This is a genomic window from Geopseudomonas sagittaria (genome assembly GCF_900115715.1).
Taxonomy (GTDB): domain Bacteria; phylum Pseudomonadota; class Gammaproteobacteria; order Pseudomonadales; family Pseudomonadaceae; genus Geopseudomonas; species Geopseudomonas sagittaria.
This window is the reverse complement of sequence record NZ_FOXM01000025.1, coordinates 20371-39963: the sequence shown is the minus strand read 5'-3', so window position 1 is coordinate 39963 and position 19593 is coordinate 20371. Positions and strand designations below refer to the sequence as shown.

The 19593-nt window shown below is 66.2% G+C and carries 20 protein-coding genes; 5 read left to right on the top strand and 15 right to left on the bottom strand.

The window, feature by feature from the left end:
• Together BM297_RS20220 and BM297_RS20215 are read right to left on the bottom strand one after the other, a co-directional pair.
• A partial coding sequence (locus BM297_RS20220) for an FAD-binding protein (RefSeq protein WP_092435338.1) occupies positions 1-902 on the bottom strand: 902 nt, incomplete at its 3' end.
• Positions 902-1651 (bottom strand): electron transfer flavoprotein subunit beta/FixA family protein, encoded by a 750-nt coding sequence (locus tag BM297_RS20215; RefSeq protein WP_092435335.1) that lies wholly within the window; start codon positions 1649-1651, stop codon positions 902-904. The genes BM297_RS20220 and BM297_RS20215, both read right to left, overlap by 1 nt.
• Before the next feature lie 313 nt (positions 1652-1964).
• Here BM297_RS20215 and BM297_RS20210 point away from each other — a divergent pair, with 313 nt between their 5' ends.
• Positions 1965-2720: a hypothetical protein gene (locus tag BM297_RS20210; protein WP_092435332.1), complete on the top strand. Its 756-nt coding sequence runs from the start codon at positions 1965-1967 to the stop codon at positions 2718-2720.
• A 209-nt stretch (positions 2721-2929) separates the two neighbouring features.
• Here BM297_RS20210 and BM297_RS20205 read toward each other — a convergent pair whose 3' ends face one another.
• Positions 2930-4060 (bottom strand): LuxR C-terminal-related transcriptional regulator, encoded by a 1131-nt coding sequence (locus tag BM297_RS20205; protein ID WP_092435328.1) that lies wholly within the window; start codon positions 4058-4060, stop codon positions 2930-2932.
• A gap of 335 nt (positions 4061-4395) precedes the next feature.
• Here BM297_RS20205 and BM297_RS20200 point away from each other — a divergent pair, with 335 nt between their 5' ends.
• The gene (locus BM297_RS20200) at positions 4396-5229 is read left to right on the top strand and encodes an SDR family NAD(P)-dependent oxidoreductase (protein ID WP_092435325.1); all 834 of its coding nucleotides are present in this window, start codon (positions 4396-4398) and stop codon (positions 5227-5229) included.
• Complete coding sequence (locus BM297_RS20195) at positions 5219-6142, top strand: alpha/beta hydrolase (protein ID WP_092435322.1); 924 nt, start codon at positions 5219-5221, stop codon at positions 6140-6142. The genes BM297_RS20200 and BM297_RS20195 overlap by 11 nt, the downstream gene beginning before the upstream one ends.
• A gap of 50 nt (positions 6143-6192) precedes the next feature.
• On the opposite strand, the gene BM297_RS20190 is transcribed toward BM297_RS20195, so the two are convergent.
• The 6 genes from BM297_RS20190 to BM297_RS20165 form a co-directional block, all read right to left on the bottom strand.
• On the bottom strand, positions 6193-6606 hold the full coding sequence (locus BM297_RS20190) for a DoxX family protein (RefSeq protein WP_092435319.1): 414 nt from the start codon (positions 6604-6606) through the stop codon (positions 6193-6195).
• Positions 6607-6618: 12 nt separating this feature from the next.
• A complete protein-coding gene (gene wrbA, locus BM297_RS20185; protein WP_092435316.1) occupies positions 6619-7215 on the bottom strand; it encodes an NAD(P)H:quinone oxidoreductase in 597 nt (198 codons plus the stop codon).
• Between the two features lie 324 nt (positions 7216-7539).
• A complete protein-coding gene (locus BM297_RS20180) occupies positions 7540-8304 on the bottom strand; it encodes an SDR family NAD(P)-dependent oxidoreductase (RefSeq protein ID WP_092435313.1) in 765 nt (254 codons plus the stop codon).
• A gap of 2 nt (positions 8305-8306) precedes the next feature.
• Entirely contained in the window at positions 8307-9116 is an 810-nt protein-coding gene (locus BM297_RS20175) for an SDR family NAD(P)-dependent oxidoreductase (RefSeq protein WP_092435310.1), read from the bottom strand.
• 14 nt (positions 9117-9130) lie between these two features.
• Positions 9131-9958, bottom strand: coding sequence for an SDR family NAD(P)-dependent oxidoreductase (locus tag BM297_RS20170; protein ID WP_092435307.1), 828 nt, complete (start codon positions 9956-9958; stop codon positions 9131-9133).
• Between the two features lie 81 nt (positions 9959-10039).
• Positions 10040-10552, bottom strand: coding sequence for a flavin reductase family protein (locus BM297_RS20165; RefSeq protein ID WP_092435304.1), 513 nt, complete (start codon positions 10550-10552; stop codon positions 10040-10042).
• Between the two features lie 269 nt (positions 10553-10821).
• Between BM297_RS20165 and BM297_RS20160 the strand changes: the two genes are divergently transcribed.
• Positions 10822-11955: an LLM class flavin-dependent oxidoreductase gene (locus BM297_RS20160; protein WP_092435302.1), complete on the top strand. Its 1134-nt coding sequence runs from the start codon at positions 10822-10824 to the stop codon at positions 11953-11955.
• Positions 11956-12180: 225 nt separating this feature from the next.
• Here the strand turns inward: BM297_RS20160 and BM297_RS20155 are convergent, their stop codons facing one another.
• A complete protein-coding gene (locus BM297_RS20155; protein WP_092435300.1) occupies positions 12181-13053 on the bottom strand; it encodes an alpha/beta fold hydrolase in 873 nt (290 codons plus the stop codon).
• 167 nt (positions 13054-13220) lie between these two features.
• Here BM297_RS20155 and BM297_RS20150 point away from each other — a divergent pair, with 167 nt between their 5' ends.
• A complete protein-coding gene (locus tag BM297_RS20150) occupies positions 13221-13994 on the top strand; it encodes an SDR family oxidoreductase (protein ID WP_092435297.1) in 774 nt (257 codons plus the stop codon).
• A 61-nt stretch (positions 13995-14055) separates the two neighbouring features.
• On the opposite strand, the gene BM297_RS20145 is transcribed toward BM297_RS20150, so the two are convergent.
• From BM297_RS20145 to BM297_RS20125, 5 genes are all read right to left on the bottom strand, one after another.
• Positions 14056-14514, bottom strand: a complete 459-nt coding sequence (locus BM297_RS20145) for a nuclear transport factor 2 family protein (RefSeq protein ID WP_092435294.1) — start codon at positions 14512-14514, stop codon at positions 14056-14058.
• Entirely contained in the window at positions 14514-14900 is a 387-nt protein-coding gene (locus tag BM297_RS20140) for a steroid Delta-isomerase (protein ID WP_092435291.1), read from the bottom strand. The genes BM297_RS20145 and BM297_RS20140 overlap by 1 nt, the downstream gene beginning before the upstream one ends.
• A gap of 243 nt (positions 14901-15143) precedes the next feature.
• Entirely contained in the window at positions 15144-16748 is a 1605-nt protein-coding gene (locus BM297_RS20135; RefSeq protein WP_092435287.1) for a DUF1302 domain-containing protein, read from the bottom strand.
• A gap of 136 nt (positions 16749-16884) precedes the next feature.
• Positions 16885-18255, bottom strand: a complete 1371-nt coding sequence (locus tag BM297_RS20130) for a DUF1329 domain-containing protein (RefSeq protein WP_092435284.1) — start codon at positions 18253-18255, stop codon at positions 16885-16887.
• Positions 18256-18338: 83 nt separating this feature from the next.
• Positions 18339-19529, bottom strand: a complete 1191-nt coding sequence (locus tag BM297_RS20125; RefSeq protein ID WP_092435281.1) for a saccharopine dehydrogenase family protein — start codon at positions 19527-19529, stop codon at positions 18339-18341.
• Positions 19530-19593 lie beyond the last annotated feature (64 nt).

Genomic DNA, 19593 nt, shown 5'->3' with positions numbered 1-19593 from the left:
GCCTCGAACAGGTCGGCGACCAGGCCGTAGTCGGCCACCTGGAAGATCGGCGCCTCCTCGTCCTTGTTGATCGCCACGATCACCTTGGAGTCCTTCATCCCCGCCAGGTGCTGGATCGCCCCGCTGATGCCGACGGCGATGTACAGCTGCGGCGCGACGATCTTGCCGGTCTGGCCAACCTGCATGTCGTTGGGCACGAAGCCAGCGTCCACCGCCGCACGCGAGGCACCCACCGCGGCGCCGAGCTTGTCGGCCACGCTGTAGAGCAGCTGGAAGTTGTCGCCGTTCTGCATGCCGCGGCCGCCGGAGACGATCACCTTGGCGGCGGTCAGCTCCGGGCGCTCGGACTTGGCCAGTTCCTCGCCGATGAAGCTGGAAATGCCGGCGTCGGTGACATTGGTGATGGCTTCGATGCTGGCGCTGCCGCCTGCGGCTGCAACGGCGTCGAATCCGGTGCCGCGCACGCTGATCACCTTGACCGCCGCCGAGGACTGCACGGTGGCGATGGCGTTGCCGGCGTAGATCGGTCGCTGGAAGGTGTCGGCGTCGATCACCTTGACGATCTCGGAGATCTGGTCGACGTCGAGCAGCGCGGCGACGCGCGGCAGGACGTTCTTGCCGTTGCTGGTCGCGGCGGCCAGCACATGGCTGTAAGCCTTGCCCAGCTCGGCCACCAGCAGGGCGAGGTTTTCCGGCAGTTGGTGGGCGTAGGCCGCGTGGTCGGCGACCAGCACCTTGGCGACGCCCGCGACCTGGGCGGCCGCCTCGGCGACGGCGGAGCAACTGCTGCCGGCGACCAGCAGGTGGATATCGCCACCGATCTGAGCTGCGGCGGCCACGGTGTTCAGGGTGGCGCCGGCCAGGGCGGCGTTGTTGTGTTCGGCAATGACGAGAATGGCCATCAGATCACCTTCGCTTCGTTCTTCAGTTTCTCGACCAGCTCGGCGACCGAGCCCACCTTGATGCCGGCACTGCGCGTGGCCGGCGCCTCGACCTTGAGCACCTTCACGGTCGACGCGGTGGAGACGCCGAGGCCGTCCGGAGTGACGGTCTCCAGCGGCTTTTTCTTGGCCTTCATGATGTTGGGCAAGGAGGCGTAGCGCGGCTCGTTGAGACGCAGGTCGGTGGTGACGATGGCGGGCAGCTTGAGGGCCACGGTCTGCAGACCGCCGTCGATCTCGCGGGTGACGTTGACGCTGTCGCCGGCCACTTCGACCTTGGAGGCGAAGGTGCCCTGGGCGAAGCCGGTCAGTGCGGCGAGCATCTGCCCGGTCTGGTTGTTGTCGCTGTCGATGGCCTGCTTGCCGAGGATGACCAGCTGTGGCTGCTCTTTATCCACGACCGCCTTGAGCAGCTTGGCCACCGCCAGCGAGTTCAGCTCGTCGTTCGACTCGATGAGGATGGCGCGGTCGGCGCCGAGAGCCAGCGCGGTACGCAGTTGCTCCTGGGCGGTGTTCGGCCCGACCGAAACCACCACGATTTCGCTGGCGATGCCCTTTTCCTTGAGGCGCACCGCCTCTTCCACGGCGATCTCGCAGAACGGGTTCATCGCCATCTTCACGTTGGCCAGATCGACGCCGCTCTGGTCGGCCTTGACCCTGACCTTCACGTTGTAATCAACCACACGTTTCACGGGCACAATAATTTTCATGCAACCTCCAAGCCGTCTTGAGCAATTTCATAGAGCCTATGGCACAGGAAGATCTGCCCGCCTCGTTCACTTGAACTAGTGCATGCATGCCGCACGCATTGGACATGCGGGCGCACAACTCCTCTACATCGTCCATCCAGACTATAGGCAGAGCAGATTCGTGGGGATTTAATGCGATGCGCGAACTGCCAGACTGGCAGGTGGCAATCAACCTTATCGTCAACCAGTAACAATGGCTAATGACGGCATGGAAACGGCCACGCTCCCGACTCGCGCACCGCATTGATAACGAATAATCGTCAAGGATACAAACATGAATGGAATTATTCTTGCGTTTGCTTTGCTGCTTCTGTCCATCACGGCAAGAGCAGAGTCGTCCGTCCCGCAACAACTGCACGAGATCCGCACCCATGGATTCATGCTTTGCTCGAATTTGCTCGTCTATTTCAACAACCAGGACCCGACGGCAGCATTCGACCCTGCGGCGCGCGAGGCCTATCGGCGGAATCTGCGGGAGCTCGACACGCTGGTGGCCACAGTGGCGGACAAACCGGGGATAGCCGCGGCCCTGCAGGGGCTGAAGACAAGTATCAGCGAGCTTGAGCAACAACCGGAAAATGCTCGCGTGCTGTACACCTCGTCGCTCAATCCCGTGCTGCACGCCCAAAGCGACCTCGACAAGGCAGCCGGAGCGGCATATCTCGAGACCGGAGAAATAGCCCCTGCAGTCGCCAGCCTGCACCAGATGAGTCTGGATATGAGCCGCATGCTATTGCTTTATCAGGGCAAGGGCTTCAGTAATATCGGCATACACTCGGTGGAATTGGACGAGCACAGCTACAACAGAATCGATCAGAGAATTGGCTCCACCCTCGAGCAACTTCTGGAACTTGCACCAGACATGAAAACACCATTGAACGAGGCATGGAGAAACTACAACTTCGTTCGCCAGCACTTGAAGAAAGACGGTCAGACAGTCGTCTCCCGAAGTGCCAGCTTGTACTTGGGCAAAGGGGTGGAGCAGCTCAACCTGCTGGCTAAAAATGCCGAAGGTCTGACTCCACCGTAGAGACCCGGTTTCGGAGTCAGGTGCAAGTGTTTCTCCGCCCCCTGCCATGGTCCGTATCGCACTGCGAGCTGATATGGACCATGCGCCTGGAAAACCCCATCGCTCAAGCAACTCCCACAACCGTCACCCGGGCCGCAACAGTTTTGCCAACCCGGATGACGGCCGCCTGCAGCTCCGTTACCCGCTCGGATTTCGAAGCCTGCACCCTCTCAGCCGAGGGTGGCAACGCTGCGCAGGATCAGGCGCACCAACATGGTCTGACGGGTCACTCCGGTCTTGGAGAAGGTCGAGCGCAGGTGCGCACGGGCGGTATTGCGGCTGATGCCCAGCTCGTCGGACGCCTCGTCCAGGGTCAGCCCGTTGGCCAGTAGCAGCGCTATCTGGGCTTCCGAGGGGGTCAGATCGAACAGCGCGCGGACGATCTCCTGCGGCGCGCGCGACTCCTGCTCCGGGTCGCCGATGAAGATGGCCACGGCGGGACACTGCCTCGCCCCGCTCCACTCGCCTGGCGGCACCGAGCGCACCACGATGCCGAAGTCGGCGCGGCCGGAGGGGCGTTGCACGCGCATCGCCTCGACCACCGTGGGATTGCCACTTTTCTGCGACAGCAGGGCTTGCTTGATCATCTGACGGAATTTCTGGCTATCACGTGGCGTGCCAACCTGCAATCCGTCGCCGACCAACTTGACGCCATCCTTTTCCTGCACCAGCTGCTCGGCCACCCGATTCATCTGCAACACCTTGCCATCCGAATCGAGAAGGATAGTGCCGACCGCCATCTGATCCACCGCGCCAGCGTACAGGTTGCGCTCGCTTTCCATGCGGTTCAGGCGCATGTGCAAAATCACCGCGCGCTCCAGATGCGGCAGGAACAGGGTCAGCAGGTCCTTGTCGACCTGGCTGAAGGGCGGATCATTGCGCCCGCGACTGATGCGGATGCGGCACTGCGCGCCATCGGGGGTGTTGATGTCGGCGCCAAGCACATGGAAGACGTCCGTCGGCTCCATGAAGCTCTTGTAGAAGTCCGAGTTCAGCCAATCGTTCACGGAGACGAACTCGATGAGCGAGACCACCTGGCGATTCGGCAGGTCGACGAAGGGATCCAGGCTATAGAAATGCTCGTGGTAGGAGCTGGTGACCTCCATCGAGGACCCTGCGGTCGAAATGCTCAAGCCGTCCACATACTGACTCGGCGGACGCAGAATGAACGTGGCGTACTTGGAGGACAGCAAGTCCTTGAGGCTATCCAGAAAGGTATTCCAGGGTACAGATTCCAAAGGTCCCTGATAGAGATGCCCAAGCATCTCGCCGAAATGTTCTAGAGAGAGGGAATCAGTCATGTTTGCGGGAGCTTTGTAATTATTCTGGGTAGTTCGAAGCATAATATGGCCTTCTGCGTGGGCGCAATGGTCATGACCGGGCAGCCCGTCGCCCGCCTTTCAAAGGCATCCTGCGCGATGCAGTAGCGGGGCTCGACCGGCGGCGCCGATCCGATGCGGCCTGCACACTTAGCCGAAAAAGCGCGACATGTCTCCGGCCGATTCGAGGTGGCGCACGCCGGACTTCATTGTCCACCCGCCCCGCGCTTTTGCCTTAGTCCGCTCGGACGTATTCGAGGCGCCACCTTCCTGAAATAACGGCGGGCATCCGGCAGACCAGCGAGGAGCGCACAGCCATGAACGAACAACAGCACCGCGTCGCAGTGATCACCGGCGCGGCCAGCGGCATCGGCCGCGGCCTGGCCGAACGGGCCCCCACCGAGCGACTGCACCTGGTCCTCGCCGACCGCGACGGCGAGGCGCTCGAGCGCCTGGCGGCGCAGCTGCGCGCGCAGGACGTGCAGGTGCTGACGCAGGTCACCGACGTGGCCGATGCCACGCAGCTGGAGCACCTGCGCGACGCCGCCGTGGCGCACTTCGGCGCGGTCGACCTGCTGTTCAATAACGCCGGGGTGATGCAGACCGGCAGCTGCTGGGAGCTCAGCGAGGCGCAGTGGCAGCGCGCCCTGGCGGTCAATCTGGGCGGGGTGATCAACGGCGTCCGCGCCTTCATGCCACTGCTGCTGGCCCAGGGCCGGCCGGCCCACGTGGTCAACACCGCCTCCCTCGCCGGGCTGCTCAACAGTCCGTTCATGGCCGCCTACAACGTCAGCAAGCAGGCGGTGGTGGCCCTGTCGGAGAGCCTGCACTACGAGATGGCCGCCCTGAACACCCAGGTCGGCGTCTCGGTGCTGTGCCCGGGGCCGGTGAACAGCGAGATCATGACCTCCGACCAGGGCCAGGGCGCCGGCAGTGAGCTGAACCGCCTGCTCGACGGGCAGATCCGCCAGGGCATGAGCCCGAGCGAGCTGGCCGAGCTGGTGTTCGCCGCCATCGCCGAAAAACGCTTCTGGATCCTGCCGCACAAGGGCTTCAAGCCGGCGCTGCGCGCCCGTATGGAGTCGGTGCTGGAGGAGCGCAATCCGCAATTCAACCTCTTCGACCCGCAAGGAGACGCCCATGTCGCTTGATCCGCAGATCGCCGCCCTGCTGCAACAGATGGCCGCCCAGCCGGCCCCCGATTACGCCCGCCTGGATGCCGCTACCCTGCGTCAAGCCACCAGCATGCCGCCAATGTGCGCGCCGACGCCGCTGGCCGAGGTGCGCGAGCTGAGCGTCGCCGGCGCCGCCGGCCCGCTGGCCGCGCGCCTGTACCGGCCGCAGGCGCAGGCCGGACTGCCGCTGCTGGTGTTCTACCACGGCGGTGGCTTCGTGATCGGCGACCTCGACAGCCACGACGAACTGTGCCGCCGCCTGGCCCTGCTGAGCGGCGCGGCGGTGGTGTCGGTGGCGTACCGCCGCGCGCCCGAGGCGCGCTATCCGGCCGCGGCGCTGGACGCCTTCCACGCCCTGCGCGACCTGGCCGGACGCGGTGCCGAGCTGCAGGTCGACACCAGTCGCCTGGCCGTGGCCGGCGACAGCGCCGGTGGCAACCTGGCCATCGTCGCCTGCCTGCAGGCCGCGCAGCAGGGCGGCCCACGCGTCGCCTACCAGTGCCTGTTCTACCCGGTCACCGACCTGCGCTGCGCCAGCGCCTCCTACGCCGCCTTCGCCGACGGCTACTTCCTCACTCGGGCGATGATGGAGTGGTTCCGCGCCCAGTACCTGGAGCGCACCGAGCAGGCCGAGGAGCCTCTGGTCTCACCGCTGCTCGCCGCCGACCTGGCGCAGCTGCCGCCCACCACCCTGCTCAGCGCCGAGTTCGACCCGCTGCGCGACGAGGGCGAGGACTTCGCCGAGCGCCTGCGCGCCGCCGGCGTGGCGGTGCGCATGCAGCGCGTCAAGGGCATGATCCACGGCTTCGTCAGCTTCGCCCCGCTGGTCGAGGGCGCCGCCGCGGCACTCGAGCTGGCCGCGGCCGACCTGCGCAACGCGCTGGTCTAGAGAGGGGAAAACGCGCCACGCAATGACAACTTGCGTGGCGCAGCTCAGGGCTACTTGCCATCGACCGAGTATTTGCCAGCACCGGTAATGCTCAGCAGCAGCAAGCCACCCATGATGCTCATGTTCTTGAGGAACTGGGTCATGTTGGCGGCACGCTCCGCATCGACCATCGTCCAGAACTGGTGCCCGATCAGGGCGGTTCCAAGGGTGAACAGGGCGAAGAGGAATGCGAGCGGGCGGGTATAGAAACCCACTACGATCACGATGGCGACGAAGAACTCCATGATGACGGCAATGGCTGCGGCGAGCATGGGCGCGGGCGTACCGAGCGATTCCAGATAGCCCACAGTACCCGAGAAGCCCGTCAGCTTGCTCCAGCCGGCAATAATGAACAGGATCATCAACAGGATGCGAGCCAGCAGGAGGATCTCGCTCTTTTGATTATCGAACAAGGTATATCGCATGGCGGTCTTCCTTTATTTTAGTTTTGCGGCGATCTTGGCGACATACTCGCCTTGATGACGGGCGATACCCAGCTCGCGCGCATCAGGCTGGCGGGAGCCATCGGCAGCGGCGATTGTCGATGCGCCGTAAGGCGTGCCGCCACCCACTTGAGAAATATCGAAGAGTGCAGGAGTGCTGTAGCCGATCGGCAGGATGATCATTCCGTGGTGCGCCAGCGTGGTCCAGGTCGAGGTGATCGTCATTTCCTGGCCACCACCCGTGCCGGTCGAGGTGAATACGCTGGCGACTTTGCCGACCAGAGCCCCCTTTACCCAGAGACCTCCGGTTTGATCGAGGAAGTTGCGCATCTGGCCAGACATGTTGCCAAAGCGGGTGGGCGTGCCGAAGATGATGGCATCGTAATCGGCCAACTCAGACGGGGTGGCCACCGCTGCACTTTGCTCCACCTTGCCACCCGCGGCTTTGAAGGCATCGGCATCCATGGTTTCCGGGACGCGTTTTACCGTGACCTCCACGCCCGGAACGCTGCGCGCGCCTTCGGCAACCTCCTGCGCCATCGTTTCGATATGGCCATACATCGAATGATAAAGCACCAGTACCTTAACCATCTGCACTTCCTCTTTGGAGTTTTGTGTTGCGGTTCCACTACCAGTAACTCGTCTACTCAGATCGTCGCTCAATTCCATCCGGGCGTCTCCATCAGTCTAGGTCACTGCAACTTGGATACCTTCGTCGCCGACATATTTGACTCTCCTGATGCGTGACTCCCCTTGGTATTGCAAACTCGCAGGATCTTCAGTGTAGGAACCTCAATTCTGCGGGTTTGCTATCTTCCTTCTGCTCCTCGTGCAAAACGGCAACGGATCCTTGCAGTTGGCCATCGGCTCACAACACCAGGCAATCAGCGCCTCGGCCGAGCGGCTGGCCCTGATTCAGCGCTGCGAAGAGATATTGCCACCGTCCACCACGATCTCGGCGGCGTTGATGTAGCTGGCCTCGTCCGAGAGCAGGAAGCGCACTACCCGGCCCAGCTCCTCGGGCTGGCCGAGGCGGCCGAGCAGGATGCGTCGCTCGAACATGCCCGGATGGGCCGCGGCGATAGGCGCGACCATCGGCGTAAGGATCTGCCCCGGCGACACCGAGTTGACGCGGATGCCGTCGGCGCCGAGGGCGTCGGCCATCGAGCGCACCATCGACAGCATGCCGCCCTTGGAGGCGCTGTAGGACGGAATCAGGCCGTTGCCCAGGGTGGCGTTGATCGAGGCGATGCCGACCACGGAGGAGCCGGGATTGGCGCGCAGGTCCGGCAGCATGGCCTGCACCAGCAGGGCCATGGCGCGCAGGTTGACGTTCAGCACCGCGTCCCAGCGCGCCGCAGTGAGCCCCTCCAGGCCGCTCTGGTCGACCACCCCGGCGGCGTGCACCAGGCCGCCCGGCGCGCCCAGCTCGGCGCGGGTGCGCGCCAGCGCCGGGGCGATGGCCTCGGCGTCGCACAGGTCGATGCCGATGCCGAGGCAAGCCACCGCGTACTGCTCGGCCAGGCGCGCGGCGACGGCGCGTGCCTTCTCTTCCTGCAGATCCCAGATGATCACCGGGCGGCCCACCGCGGCCAGGGCCTCGGCGCAGGCTTCGCCGATACCGGAAGCGCCGCCGGTGACCAGTACCGGGCTGGCCGGCGTGTTGAGCAGATTGTGCATTGTTATTCTCCTCTGAGTTCGCTGGATGTCTGCGAGGTGTAGTCGGTGGCACCGACGTTAAGTTCGCAGGTCTTGCCGCCGTCGACCACCAGGCTCTGCCCGGTGATATAGGAAGAAGCGTCCGAGGCCAGGAAGAGGATGGCATTCGCCACCTCGACCGGCTCGCCGATGCGCCGCATGGGTACGGCGCGGGCGGTGCCGGCGGCCATCTGCTCGCTGCGCATCGCCTCGCGGGTACCCTCGCTCCACACCACGCCGGGAATCACCACGTTGACGCGGATGTTCTCGGCCGCGCCTTCCAGGGCCGCCGCGCGGCTGAAGTTGAGCACCCCGGCCTTGGCCGCGCCGTAGGCGGACAGTCCCGGACTGCCGAGCAGGCCGACCACCGAGCCGAGGTTGACGATCGAGCCGCCGCGGCCCGCCATGGCGCGGAACGCCGCGCGGGTGCCGAAGAAGGCCACGTCGAGGCTGCCGCGCAGGCTGCGCTGCCAGTCCTCGGTGCTGAGCTGGGCCAGCGGGCCCCAGGTGTAGTTGACGGCGTTGTTGACCATCACGTCGAGCTGGCCGAAGCGCTCGACGGTACGCGCCACCGCGCGGTCGATAGCTTCCTCGTCGGTGACGTCGGCCTGCACCCAGTCGGCCTCGCCGCCGGCCGCGCGGATCTTCTCCACCACGGCTTCCAGCGGGGCCTGGCGGCGCCCGCAGACCATCACCTTCGCCCCTTGGGCGGCGAACAGTTGCGCGGCGGCCGCGCCGATGCCGGTACCGGCACCGCTGATCAGTGCCACCTTGTCCTGCATGCTCACACTCATGGTCGTTCTCCTTATCAAAGCATCAACATGCCGCCACTGGCGGCGAGGGTCTGGCCGGTGAAGGCGCTGGATTCGTCGCTGGCCAGGAACAGGTTGGTCCGGGCGATCTCCTCGGGCTCGAGCATGTGCCCGAGCGGGATGGCACGCTCCAGCGCCTGCACCCACTCGGCGGAGATCGACTGCATGATCGGCGTGCGGGTCGGCCCCGGGCACACCGCGTTGACCCGGATGCCGCGCGGGCCGAGGTCGCGGGCCAGGCACTTGGTCATGCCGAGCATGGCGGCCTTGGCCGTGCAGTAGGCCAGCGGCCCCTCGCCGCTCAGCGCCGACAGGCTGGCGACGTTGACGATCGAGCCCTTTCGGCCGCTGGCGATCATCAGGCGCACCGCCGCGCGGCTGCAGTAGAAGGCGCCGTCGACGTTGATGGCGAGCAGGCGCTGCCAGCCGGCGTCGGTCAGGTCGACGATCATGTCGGTGAACACGTCGGGCGTCTGCCCGACCGCCAGCTGCGCGTTGCGTTGGGCCATGCGCTGCTGGTAGTGCTCGAAGCCGTCGCCGGGCACCTGGCCCAGTCCTGCGTTGTTGACCAGCACGTCGAGGCGGCCGTAGCGCCGCTCGACTGCGGCGAACAGCCGCTCCACGGCGGCGCCGTTGGCGATGTCGCAGCCCCAGGCCAAGCCGTCGCTGCCGGCCGGCAGGCTCTCCAGCACCCGGCGCGCCGCTGCCTCGTCGATGTCCGCCAGTACCACGCGGGCGCCCTCGGCGGCGAACAGCTCGGCGGTGGCGCGGCCGATCCCCGAGCCGGCGCCGGTGACCAGCGCGACCTTGTCAGCAAGTCTCATGGGAATTCCTCGGATCGGGCGGGACGCCCTGCGCAGCGTGCTGCGCAGGCAGGCCCCGCCCCGGGATTGGGCGGGCGCGGCTCAGCTGGCCGCGGCCAGCGGCAGGGTCGCCGCCGTGGTGGTGTAGGTGCCGTCCACGTAGACCAGCGGGCTGATCTCGCCGTGGTGATGGATCTGCTCGATGCGGCCGATGAACACCGTGTGGGTGCCGTAGCGGAACTTGCCGTCCTGTTTGCAGAGGATCGCCGCCTGGGCGTCGGCCAGGTAAGGGGTTCCCGCAGCGCTGGTCTGCCAGTGGCCCTGCTGGAAGCGCCCCTCGCCCTTGATCGGCCCGCTGCACAGGTGCGACAGGTACTCCTGCTGGTGGCCGAGGATGTTCACGCAGAAGTCGGCGCCCGCATCCAGCACAGCGTGCAGCGAGGCGCTCTGGTTCACGCAGATCAGCAGCGACGGCGGCTCGGTGGACAGCGAGTCGACCGCCGTGGCGGCCATGGCGAAGCGCTCGCGGCCATTGCTGGTGGTGATGATGGTCACCGACTTGGCCAGGCGACGCATCGCCTGGAGCATCTGGGATTTCAGGTCGGTCTGGCTCATGGCTCGGCCCTCCTCGTGGGTTGTGTCGGGCCGATTCTTGACCTGGGTCAAACGACCGGCATCGTCCCATGGGACTAGCAAGAATTGGTGCTCCGCCAGCCGATTCCCGCCCGCTCTGGGGTCCGCGCGGACGGGCCAACCCCGGCATGGGCGGCGGGCCGAATTGGCTAGTCTGATCGGATGTATCTGCCCCTTCCTTCATTTCCGACCATGCGCCCGAGATCCGGTATCACCGGGCCGACCAACCCGATAACAACAAGGGGTAGCGCATGAAATTCTCCCTGATCTACGAAGCACAGACGCTCGACGCCTCCCGCGAGGGCGACCGCCGCGTGTTCGACGAGACCGTCGAGCAGGCCGTACTGGCCGACAAGCTCGGCTTCGACACCTTCTGGTGCGTCGAGCACACCGCCCTGACCAACTACTCGCACATGTCCGCGCCGGAAACCATGCTGGCCTTCGTCGCCGGCAAGACCGAGCGCATCGGCATCGGCCACGGCGTGGTGTGCCTGCCGCCGGCAATGAACCATCCGGTCAAGGTGGCCGAGCGCATCGCCACCCTCGACCTGCTGTCCAAGGGCCGCGTGCACTTCGGCGTCGGCAAGGGCGGCACCCAGCAGGAAGCCGGCACCTTCGGCTACGACCTGGCCACCCTGCATCCGCAGATCGACGAGGCGATGTACCTGATCCCGAAGATGTTCGTGCAGGACGAGATCGAGCATCACGGCGACTTCATCAAGATCCCCAAGCGGCCGATCCATCCCAAGCCGTACCAGGACCCGCACCCGCCGATGTACCTGGCCTGCACCAACACCGAATCGCTGAAGAACGCCGGCGGCCGCGGCATGGGCGCGCTGGTGCTGGGCTTCGGCGGCCCGGACGAGATCGCCAAGAAGGTGGCCGTGTACCACGAGGCCTGGGACAACCGTAACGAGAAGAACCAGGTCGGCTTCCGTCCGAACCGCCACATCGCCGCGCTGTGCCCGGCCATCGTCCTCGAAGACAACGACAAGGCGCGCGCCATCGGCATCCGCGGCCAGCGCTACTTCATGGAGTCGCTGGCCTACTGGTACGCCGGCGGCGAGCGCCCGGACCCGGAGAAGTGGAAGGACGACACCTTCGTCGACGGCAACGGCCAGGCGGTGATCAAGTCGCGCTTCGCCTCCGAGGAGGTGACCGTGGACTTCTCCGACCCGACTCAGGCGATGATGAACCCCAACCACGCCTACGGCACCGTCGAGGACTGCATCGGCTACGTACAGCGCCTGATCGACGCCGGCGCCGACGAGATCCTGTTCATCTGCCAGATGGGTACCGTGCCGCAGTGGGCGCAGCTGGAGACGCTGAAGAACATCGGCGAGAAGGTCATCCCCTACTTCCGCAACAAGCAGGCGCAGGGCTGATCACTCGGAGAACCCGGAAGTCCGCTGCCCGATCGGGCCGCGGACTCCCGCCTGCAGCGCCAGCCCGTAGGGTGGGCTTTAGCCCACCAACGGAGGTCAGCGTGGGCTAAAGCCCACCCTACAAGGCTACGTGCCCCATGCAGGGTGCCTTAGCAACACATAGCCACACAGACCGGAACAACCTGTAGCGCCAGTGGAGCGATCCACTAGCGCTACAGGCTTTGCTTATTGCCTGCCTTCGGCCAGGAAGTCCAGGCAGGTGCGGTTGAACAGCTCGCGGTGCTCGACCATCACCCAGTGACCGCACTCGCTGAGCAGCACGAAGCGGATGTTGCGGCAGGCATCCATCAGGGTCTGCGCCCCGGAGGCCGGGCAGAACTTGTCGTTCACCCCCCAGAAGCCGAGGATCGGGCACTGCAGCTCGGACAGGCGCGGTGCCAGGTTCGGCACCTGCATGGTGGACAGCACGCAGCGCGGCTGCTGGAGGACCACGGCGACCCGCTCTTCGACCGTCTCGTCGCTGATCCCGCTGGCATCGTACAGCTGCAGGCCGAGCAGGCGGCGCATGCCGGCGGCGTCGTTCAGTTCGCCGTTGGCGAAGGCGGCGCCCATCTTCTGGATGCCTTCCATCTGCTGGTAGTACTGCTCCTTCTCCATCAGCCCACCGGGCGCCATGAGGATCAGCCTGCTGACCCGCTGCGGCTGGTCCAGCGCCAGCTTGAGGGCGATGGCGCCACCCAGCGAGTTGCCGACCAGCACGCAGCGCGGGATGTCCAGCGCATCGAGCAGGCCGCTCAGGGCATTGACGAAGAAGTCCAGGTCGTAGACGGTTTCCGGCTTGTCCGAGGCGCCGTAGCCCGGCAGGTCGGGCACGATCACCCGGTAGCCGGCGGCGGCGAACACCGGGTAGTTCTGCTTGAAGTTGCTGTGGCCGCTGGCGCCCGGCCCGCTGCCGTGGATGAACACCACCGGCTCGCCAGAGCCGACCTCCGGGTAGCCGGCCTCCGGACAGCCGGCCTCCGGAAAGCCGGCCTCAAGATAATGCAGCTGCAGCCCATCGTTCAGCGTCACGAATCGCCCTTGCGGTAGCGCGCCCATGGCGGCCCTCCCCGTCTTGTTGTCGGAAAAGGCATTATCCGAAGGGGGTTCTGCAGCGGAATCGTCCGAGGAGACTAAGCTGCGGCGCCGAGTCCTTTCGGACGAAGGCGCCGTCGCCCTGCCCCGTTAGCCTTGGCGGCATCAGCGACTGGTTAATGAGGTGAAGCATGCACGATCCGATCGATTTCAGCGGCAAGGTGGTCCTGGTCACCGGCGGCGGCAAGGGCGTGGGCCGCGGCATCAGCCTGGGCTTTCTCGCGCGCGGCGCCGAGGTGGTGATCTGCGGGCGCAACGCGCCAGACAGTCTGCCGGCCCATGGCGACCGCCAGGCGCACTTCGTGCCCTGCGACGTGCGCGACGTCGAGCAGGCCCAGCGTCTGATCGAGGCGGTGGTCGAGCGCCACGGCCGCCTCGACGTGCTGGTCAACAACGCCGGCGGCGCGCCGCATGCCGACGCGGCGACTGCCTCGCCGCGCTTCTCCGAGTCCATCATCCGCCTCAACCTGCTGGCGCCGCTCAATCTCTGCCAGCTGGCCAACCGGGTGATGCAGGCGCAGGCAGACGGCGGCGCGATCATCAACATCTGCAGCGTCAGCGCCATCCGCCCCTCGCCGGGCACAGCTGCCTACGGCGCGGCCAAGGCCGGCCTGCTCAATCTGACCCGTTCGCTGGCGGTGGAATGGGCGCCGCGGGTGCGGGTGAACGCGGTGACCGCCGGCCTGACCCTCACCGAACAGGCCGAGCTGCACTACGGCGATGCCGAGGGGGTCGCGCGGGTCGCCGCCAGCATCCCGCTGCAGCGCATGGCCAGCCCGCAGGACATCGCCAACGCCTGCCTGTACCTCGCCTCGCCGCTGGCCAGCTACGTCAGCGGCGTGGACATCTGCGTGCACGGCGGCGGCGAGGCACCGGCCTTCCTGGCCGCGGCCAACGCGGAGTGAACAACAAAAAACGGGGATCGTGATGATCCCCGTTTTTCATCCAGCGTAGCCATCCCGCCATTCAGGGCGTGTGCTGCAGGCTAGCGCCGCTGGTTTCGAAGTGCCCGCGGAACGCGGTTGCGACGATGCGCCACTGCCCGTCGACACGCCGGTAGCGGTCCTGGTAGAAGCCGCCCAGCTTGCGGGTGGCGCCAGTCTCGGCGTCAAGGTTGCAATAGCACAGCGCCCAGCGCCCCACCGCCTCGTCCCCATCCTCTCCCAGCAGGTAGATCTCCGGATTGGCGCCGTGGTGCAGGTCGATCACCCGCGGCTGGCAGGCCAGTTCCCGATAGACCGCGACGAAGCTGTCGCGGTCGCGGAAGGTGCCGATGGGGCCATAGTCGATGAGGATCTCCCCCTCGGCGAAGCAATCGCGGATCGACTCGACCTGCTTGAGGTCGCAGGCATTGAGATAGCGATGCTTGAGGCGCTGGATCGCCTCCAGTGCCTCCAGGCGGGCAATGCGGGCTTCCAGGTTCATCACAGGTCCCTCATGGTCAGGTTGGGCTCGCCCCAGTAGGCACGCATGGAGCGGATGCAGCCTTCGGTGTCGAACTCCATCACGTCGATCACCTCGATCGAGCAGCGCCGCCCGTCCCAGTCCAGCTCGACGCGAAAGGGCACGGCGCCGTAGCCGTTGTGGGTGGCGCGGACGGCGCCGTCGAGACTGGCGCGGGCCCGGCTGCGCGCCAGCCCCTCGCGGTAGAAGCGGGTGATGGCGTCGATACCCTGGTGCACCGGTGTGCCCACCGGGTCCTCGACCGTGGCATCGGCGGCATACAGCGCCAGGATGCCGTCGATATCGCCGGCATCCACCAGCTGCACGTAGAGGGCCATCTGGGCCTGGATCTGTTTGGGGGTAAGCATGTAGTCGCTCCTCGGGCCGCTTCAGCCGGCACGCCCGCGCGGCTCGCGGGGACGCGCGCCGTGGGCGTTCGGTGGGCTCGAGTCTGGCGACTGGGGCACGCCGCGGAATCGTCCGCATGGACGATCCCGAAGGATGCAGGGCGGCAACCGGTAGATCCCCTGTAGGGGCGAATTCATTCGCCCCTACAGGCCGGCGCCGCGCAGGGACGGCGGAGCAGACATCTGCCTGCCCCGCGGCAAACCTCAGAAGCTGTACTTGGCGCTGAACGCGAAGTAGTCGCGGTCGGCCAGCGGACGCTTGTCCAGATCGGCGCTGCCCAGGAAGCCGTTGTAGGCCACGCCCAGCTCGAGGTTGTTGAGGTACTTGCCGTTGAGGCCGACGCTCACGCGCTTGTCACCCTCGCCGACCAGGCTGCCGAAGGCCCCCGCCACCGCGGCGGTGCCGCTGGCCTGGTGGGCGAACGAGATCGGCATGTTCAGGTCCCAGCCGTCGATGACGTTGGTCCACGACGGCGTCATCAGCAGCTGGTAGGCCCAGGAGTTGCGGTCGTAGGTGAGCTCGTCGGAGCGCGTGCCGGCGAACTCGAAGGCATCGACGTCGTTGACGTGCAGGTAGGCGACCTCGGCGATGAAGGTGGTCTGGTCCGACAGCGGCATGGGCCCGAGGAGATAGATGGCCGAGAGCTGCGCCTGGGTGGCCTCGGCGCGGGTGGCGGACGGGCCGATCAGCGAGTCGACCAGCACCGGGACATCTTCCTTGTAGCTGACCTCGCCGGCCAGGTTGACGTCGCCCAGGCGGGTCGAGAAGCTCGCCCCGCTCAGCTTGATGTCGTCGAAATTCACCACGCTGTACGAGGTCGGGAAACCGTCCTCGAAGTTCAGCGCCACGTTGGGGTTCTTGTCGTGGTAGCGCAGGTAGTAGAGGCTCGCCTCGCTCTCGCTGCCGAGCGCGAAGCGGGCGCTCACCCCCCACTGACCGCTGTCGCGCGGCTCGTCGTCCGGGCCCTTGGGAATAGTGAAGCCGGGCGCCGCATGGATGAACTGGGCGCCCGGGCCGATCATGTCGGCGTAGGAGAAGTAGCTGCCGACCGGGTCCAGCTCGGTGGGCTTGTACTCGTACTGGTAGTAGGCCGCCAGGCCGAACGCCGGGTTGAGCTGCCACTGGGCGAGCACCTGGCCGACCGGCAGCAGGATGTCCTTCACCTCGACTGCCGGCACGTTGGCCTTGGTGGCATCGGCGGGCGACTGGGCACCGGCGATGTTGGGGAAGAACAGGCTCTCCCCCCACTGCACCACCTGGCGGCCGGCACGCAGGTTGAGCATCGACTGCTCGCCGGTCTGCAGGTTGCCGTACAGGTAGGCGTCGAGGATGCGGCTGCGGCTGCCGGCGCGGTTCTTGGCCTGCGAGCTGAAGTGGTCGTGAGTCCCGCTCTTGTTGACGGTCTCCGGCGAGTCGTTGTCGTTGGCGTGATAGTACACGTCGTCGTAGAAGGTGCTGGCGCGCACGAAGCCGCCGTAGTTGCGGTACTTCAGGTCGATCTCGCCGAGCAGCGCCACCCGGTTGTTGATCATCGCACCGCCTTTGAAGTTGCGGTTGCCGTCGTCGGAGTTGACCGTGGTCGGCAGGCCGCTCTCCGGGTCGATCGGCCCGTCCACCAGGGCGCGCGCCGGATCATGCTGCCGCCAGGCCGCGCCGTAGGAAAGGTTGAGCGTGTAGTCGGCGCTGACTTCGTCGCCCAGGCTGAAGGACCCGGCCGATACCGGCGCGCCAAGGGGCAGCAGCCAGACCCCGAGCAGCCACGGCCCGAGCCGGCTGTTCACCATCGACCTATCTGCAAAATGCTTCATCTTCTGTCTCCTGATTGCCTGCCGCGCGGAGCCTCTTTTGCTCGATCAGGGCGCAGCAGGTCGCGGTGACGGCGGCAGGCCGTCGTCACCGCGCCATAGGTGGGGAGTTAGGGAAATCCCGTTTCGCCGTGTCCGATCAGCGGCCCGCCTGGCGCAGCATGTCGGTGGTGTACATGAAGGGCTTCAGCCGGTCGCCGTTGAGCTTCGGCGCCGCGCCCTCGTTGGTCAGGCGGTCGGCGAGGTAGGCCCCGGACATCAGGTCGTGGTAGACCGTGACCCCGGCGTGGAACACCCGGGCGTCGTAGGCGTAGAAGGTGTTCATGAAGTTGGTGCGCCACAGCTGGCCGCGCGCGTCGTAGTTGTCGGCCATCACCGCCTGCCAGCTGTCCTCCTCGATGTACAGCACGCGCTTGGCGTAGCGGTGGCGATAGCCTTCCTTGAGGGTGGCTTCCAGCACCCAGACGCGGTGCGGCTCGTAGCGCATGAAGCGCGGGTCGATGCTGCCGGCCTTGAGCAGGTCGGCGTACTTCACGTCCGCGCCTTCCAGCCGGTAGCCGTTGTAGGGGATGTACAGCTCGCGCTTGCCAACCAGCTTCCAGTCGTAGCGCTCGGGCGAGCCGTTGAACAGGCGGTCGTCGTCGATGGTGCGGAAACCGCCCACGCCCAGCGGCATGTCGAAGCCGAAGCCGGGGGACTGCCGTACGCGCCGGGCGCCGGGGTTGTACTGCCAGCTGGTCTGCGGGTTGGTCAGCTCGTTGAAGTAGGTGTAGGTCATCGAAGCCTCGCCCTTCTGACGCTCGGGCTTGAGCACGGTTGCCCGCGAGTAGGCGAAGACCCCCGTCGTCGGCTGGCCGAGATCCTCCGGACCGCCGGTCTTGTCGAGGATCTCGTAGCGCATCTGCCCCCAGGCCGCCTTGCCGTCCGGATAGACCACCGCCTGGTCGTACACCGCATCCTCCTCGAGGACGTAGGCCGGCAGCAGCATGTTGCGCAGCAGTTCGTCGCCGTTCCGCGGGATCGGGAACGGCGTGCCGCCCTTGAGGGCCTTCACGCCCATGTTGCCGTCCTCCAGCTCGGCAACGAGGGCATTCTTGCGGGTGATATCGCAGCGCACGTCGTCGAGACGGAAGTCACGGTGGCTGGGGTAGACGGGAATGGCGAAGGTCTGCGGATACTTGCGCAGCAGCGCCTTCTGGCCATCGGACAGGCGCTGCTCGTACTGCGCCATGTTCTGCGCGGTAATGGTGTAGAGGGGCTTCTCGTCGGCATAGGGGTCGGGGTGGCGCGCGCCCAGGCCAGCGAACTTGACGCCGGGCGGGGTGCCCAGCCATTGGCCGGCGAAGGCCGGAATGGAGCCGTCGGCATTGGCGGCCTGCTCGGCGCCGAAGCAGGTGAGTTCCTTGCCGAGCTTCTGCGCGTCGGTCGTGTCGATCCTGGCCCAGCCAGTCTGGGCGACCAGCATCAGCAGGGCTGCCAGCGGCAGGCTGCTACGAAACGGGATATTCATGGCTTTCCTCTTGTTCTTGTTGTGCACCAGGCCGCTCCCGACGGGGAGCGGTCCGTTCGTCATCGTTTCCGGTGGCACACCGATCAGGCGTGCTCGTGGCGCTTGACCTTGGTTTCGGTGGTGATGAAGGTGGCGCCGGTCTCGCAGGCGTAGGCGTGCACGTAGGCCTCGGCATCCAGGCAGACCTCCGGGGCCAGCAGGCCCTGGCCGGACACCTGACCGGCCAGCCAGGCCTCGATGGCCAGCCGCGCGCAGGTCGGCGTCGGGTCGGAGGTACTGTCCGTGGTCTCCTCGACCGGCAGATCGAGGTGCTGCTCCAGCACCGAGCGGACTTCGGCGCCATCGCGCTCACCGATCACCTCCACGCGGAAGACGACGGCCCAGGGCTCGTCGGAGAGATCGACGGTCATGCTCTTGCCGCCGGCCTCGCTGGTCAGGTGGCGGGTGAGGAACTTCAGCGGCGAGATGCCCAGCCCCTCGATCACCTCGGTGCTGCCCAGGCCCAGGTCGATCAGCTTGCGCCAGATTTCCGAGCCGGCTTCGGGGAAGAAGCCGATGCGGTTGGTCACCTGCTCCAGGCCCTTGACGAAGTGCGGCAGGGTGACGGTCTCGCCATGGCCGATAAAGAACGATGGGTAGGCCTTGAACGGCGCGGCATAGGGCACTTCGAGGCGACCGCCCCAGCCCGGCATCTTGCAGTACTCGCCGTCGATGAACTGCACCACTTCGCCGGCGGTGATATGCATCATGTGGTCGACCACAGCCGGCGACAGCAGGCCCGGCAGGAACGGCACGGCGGTGGCCAGGTGGATCTCGCGCACCTTGTCGAGGCGGTCGGCGAGCAGGCGGGCCATGACGTTGGTCAGCCCCGGCGTCGAACCGCAACCGATGACCAGTTTGATCCCGGCCTGCAGCGCGCGCAGATTCCAGGACGGATCGAGGAACAGCGCCTCGGCCACATCGTGGTCGTCGTTGATGTCGATGTAGTCGACCCGCGCGCGCAGCGCGGCCTCGATGACCGGCACGGCGCTGCGGTAGAACGGCCCCACGGCGTTGAACACCAGGTCGACGCCGTCGAGCAGCTCGTCCAGGCGGGCGGGGTCGCGCACGTCGGCGCGCACGCCGCGGACCCGCGGGCCCAGCTCGGCGGCGAGCTTCTCGGCGACGCCGAGGTCGAGGTCGCCGACCACGTACTCCAGCTCGGGGTGGCGCGGGACCAGCTGGCGCGCCACGTTGGCGCCCACGTTGCCGCAGCCCAATAGCAAGACTTTCATGGTTCTTTCCTTCTTTCTCTGGTTGTTGTTCTTCTGCAAGGCATTCGCTGCGCGGGCACTGCCC

Excerpts from the sequence above, each read along its gene's own strand:
- BM297_RS20215 (WP_092435335.1), bottom strand. The coding sequence starts at position 1,651 with ATGAAAATTATTGTGCCCGTGAAACGTGTGGTTGATTACAACGTGAAG.
- BM297_RS20210 (WP_092435332.1), top strand. The coding sequence starts at position 1,965 with ATGAATGGAATTATTCTTGCGTTTGCTTTGCTGCTTCTGTCCATCACG.
- BM297_RS20205 (WP_092435328.1), bottom strand. The coding sequence starts at position 4,060 with ATGACTGATTCCCTCTCTCTAGAACATTTCGGCGAGATGCTTGGGCAT.
- BM297_RS20200 (WP_092435325.1), top strand. The coding sequence starts at position 4,396 with ATGAACGAACAACAGCACCGCGTCGCAGTGATCACCGGCGCGGCCAGC.
- BM297_RS20195 (WP_092435322.1), top strand. The coding sequence starts at position 5,219 with ATGTCGCTTGATCCGCAGATCGCCGCCCTGCTGCAACAGATGGCCGCC.
- BM297_RS20190 (WP_092435319.1), bottom strand. The coding sequence starts at position 6,606 with ATGCGATATACCTTGTTCGATAATCAAAAGAGCGAGATCCTCCTGCTG.
- wrbA (WP_092435316.1), bottom strand. The coding sequence starts at position 7,215 with ATGGTTAAGGTACTGGTGCTTTATCATTCGATGTATGGCCATATCGAA.
- BM297_RS20180 (WP_092435313.1), bottom strand. The coding sequence starts at position 8,304 with ATGCACAATCTGCTCAACACGCCGGCCAGCCCGGTACTGGTCACCGGC.
- BM297_RS20175 (WP_092435310.1), bottom strand. The coding sequence starts at position 9,116 with ATGAGTGTGAGCATGCAGGACAAGGTGGCACTGATCAGCGGTGCCGGT.
- BM297_RS20170 (WP_092435307.1), bottom strand. The coding sequence starts at position 9,958 with ATGAGACTTGCTGACAAGGTCGCGCTGGTCACCGGCGCCGGCTCGGGG.
- BM297_RS20165 (WP_092435304.1), bottom strand. The coding sequence starts at position 10,552 with ATGAGCCAGACCGACCTGAAATCCCAGATGCTCCAGGCGATGCGTCGC.
- BM297_RS20160 (WP_092435302.1), top strand. The coding sequence starts at position 10,822 with ATGAAATTCTCCCTGATCTACGAAGCACAGACGCTCGACGCCTCCCGC.
- BM297_RS20155 (WP_092435300.1), bottom strand. The coding sequence starts at position 13,053 with ATGGGCGCGCTACCGCAAGGGCGATTCGTGACGCTGAACGATGGGCTG.
- BM297_RS20150 (WP_092435297.1), top strand. The coding sequence starts at position 13,221 with ATGCACGATCCGATCGATTTCAGCGGCAAGGTGGTCCTGGTCACCGGC.
- BM297_RS20145 (WP_092435294.1), bottom strand. The coding sequence starts at position 14,514 with ATGAACCTGGAAGCCCGCATTGCCCGCCTGGAGGCACTGGAGGCGATC.
- BM297_RS20140 (WP_092435291.1), bottom strand. The coding sequence starts at position 14,900 with ATGCTTACCCCCAAACAGATCCAGGCCCAGATGGCCCTCTACGTGCAG.
- BM297_RS20135 (WP_092435287.1), bottom strand. The coding sequence starts at position 16,748 with ATGAAGCATTTTGCAGATAGGTCGATGGTGAACAGCCGGCTCGGGCCG.
- BM297_RS20130 (WP_092435284.1), bottom strand. The coding sequence starts at position 18,255 with ATGAATATCCCGTTTCGTAGCAGCCTGCCGCTGGCAGCCCTGCTGATG.
- BM297_RS20125 (WP_092435281.1), bottom strand. The coding sequence starts at position 19,529 with ATGAAAGTCTTGCTATTGGGCTGCGGCAACGTGGGCGCCAACGTGGCG.